General features: G+C 45.9%; 1 protein-coding gene and 1 pseudogene. One reads left to right on the top strand and one right to left on the bottom strand.

Annotation, left to right across the window (positions count from 1 at the left end; genetic code table 11):
- Window positions 1-651: 651 nt before the first annotated feature.
- Window positions 652-1,680 (top strand): annotated as a pseudogene (locus LC574_RS38655) (hypothetical protein); the annotation flags it as partial.
- A gap of 95 nt (window positions 1,681-1,775) precedes the next feature.
- Here the strand turns inward: LC574_RS38655 and LC574_RS36655 are convergent.
- Window positions 1,776-2,042, bottom strand: coding sequence for an NIL domain-containing protein (locus LC574_RS36655; RefSeq protein ID WP_229458533.1), 267 nt, complete (start codon window positions 2,040-2,042; stop codon window positions 1,776-1,778).
- Window positions 2,043-2,243: the final 201 nt, after the last annotated feature.

Here is a 2,243-nt window from a genome sequence, read left to right as displayed (position 1 = left end):
TCAGAGTGTCAGATCAATGCCTGAAACGCACTTCACAAATGCTCAGAACTATTCCCTTCTAGGGGCAGGATAGTAATTATTAGTTAAAAAACACTATTTCCGAGCTAATAGCTTCGACGGATACGCTCTCAGAACCTATCAGCCCGAGCTTTTAGCTCCGATTTATAATCTCCGAACCTATCAGCCCGAGCTTTTAGCTCCGATTTATAATCTCCGAACCTATCAGCCCGAGCTTTTAGCTCCAACTTATAAGCTCCGAACCTATAAGTCCGAGCTTTTAGCTCCAATTTATAAGCTCCAAACCTATCGGCCCGAGCTTTTAGCTCCGATTTATACGCTCCGAACCTATAAGTCCGAGCTTTTAGCTCCGATTTATACCCTCCGAACCTATCGGCCCGAGCTTTTAGCTCCGATTTATACCCTCCGAACCTATCGGCCCGAACTTTTAGCTCCAAATTATGCTCCCCGAACCTATCGGCCCGAGCTTTTAGCTCCAACTTATACTCTCCGAACCTATCGGCCCGAGCTTCTAGCTCCAATTTATACTCTCCCAACACTACTACCCGTACAATTCAGTTTGTTGTCGATGATGGCGAAGCCCACAGCAATACCAATAACGTTGCTACTACCACCCTGAAAGTGATAGCTCCGATCGCGGGAACTTCTAGTGCAGATACTCTCGTAGGCACAATTGGCAACAATATCATCGACGGCAGAGGAGGTAATGATACCCTAACAGGTAATGGCGGTCAAGATAAGTTTGTGATTCGCCGAGGTGATGGCAATGACACTATTACCGATTTTAGTGGTGTTGGTAAAGGTACAAACCCATCGGCAGAGGTAATTGCCAATGTTGACACACTGCAATTTATCGGGACTGGCTTAACTGCCCGAAATCTGCTGTTGACTCAAAATGGCAACAATTTAGAAGTCACCTTTGAAAATGTGTCCAATACCAAAGTCACTCTGCAAAACTTTCAGTTAGAAAACTTGGATAACTTGCCAGCTTCTGGAGCAAGGTCTGACATTGGTAATATCCTATTTGATGGACAAACCAGCCTCTTCGACAGTTTTGATGTTTTGGATGCTAACTCAACTCAAACTAGCCTGTTCAACAAGAACACAGTGACATTCCTCAATGACCTTTCCAACAACGTCAAGGGTTTTGACAACTCTGCTGATGTGGTTAATGGTCAGGGAGGTAATGACAAAATCGACGGCTTGAGTGGCAACGACCTGCTACGGGGTAGTGCTGGTAATGATACACTCGTTGGTGGTGCTGGTAATGATGTTCTCACGGGTGGTGCAGGTGGCGACTCTTTCCTTTACAACACCGATGCTCCTTTTACCAGTTCTGCTGTTGGTCAAGATACGATCGCTGACTTCAAACACTCCCAAGGTGACAAGATTATCCTAGATAAGACTACCTTTAGTGCGTTCCCGCTTCGGGTTGCCGTAGGCATCGCTTCTACCCCAGGAACAGGTTTTAGTAATGCCAGTGATTTTAAAGTGACTACTTTAGGCAAAGCCAGCACAGCGAAAATTGTCTACAACGCTGTAAGTGGGCAGTTGTTCTACAACCAAAATGGTAGTGCGGCTGGTTTTGGTAGCGGTGGTCTATTTGCCACCCTTAGCGGTGCGCCCACTCTCACAGCTACAGACTTCATCATTCAAGCGTAGTTGGTTAATATAGCAGTTCTCAATTGGCTATAAGGAGAAGGATTCGTGAGGGCGTGCAGCTAGGCCTACGCCCTCACTGCATGTTGCTATAACCTTTACCAATCGGTTGCTTTAGTGTCATCCCAGACTTCCAATTCCAAATCGTGGAGATAGGTTAACCCGCTCTGAATTTGTGCATCTGTTCCTTGTAATTCAAGGTCAAACCAACCATCACCCACAGCATTCGCTCCCAAAATCGCTGCCGTGATATTCACAGTCAGTCCACAGTCAGATACCAGGCGAGAAATTACAGGTTCCTGGTGATAGTTTTTGGGAATTCTTAGTCGAATCCGTTTGTTGGTAAGTGTATTGTCAGTAGCCATATCTGAATTATTTCAATCCCTGATCGGGATTGGTACAGAACTACTCATGAACTACCCACAGTTCAGGCGGAGCCAACTGTGGGTTTCTACATCCCTCAGTTCGTTTTTAGCGGAGACTTCTACAGATTTTTGACGCTTCTTTGCCCCTAGTTGCTTCATGCTTCCCGCAGTTTTGCGAGTACGTGAAGTAGAGCTAGACGA

Origin of the sequence: Nostoc sp. CHAB 5715 (genome assembly GCF_020829685.1) — a bacterium.
Lineage (GTDB): Bacteria > Cyanobacteriota > Cyanobacteriia > Cyanobacteriales > Nostocaceae > Nostoc.
The sequence above is the reverse complement of the archived record's forward strand: the minus strand, read 5'-3'. Positions and strand labels throughout refer to the sequence as shown.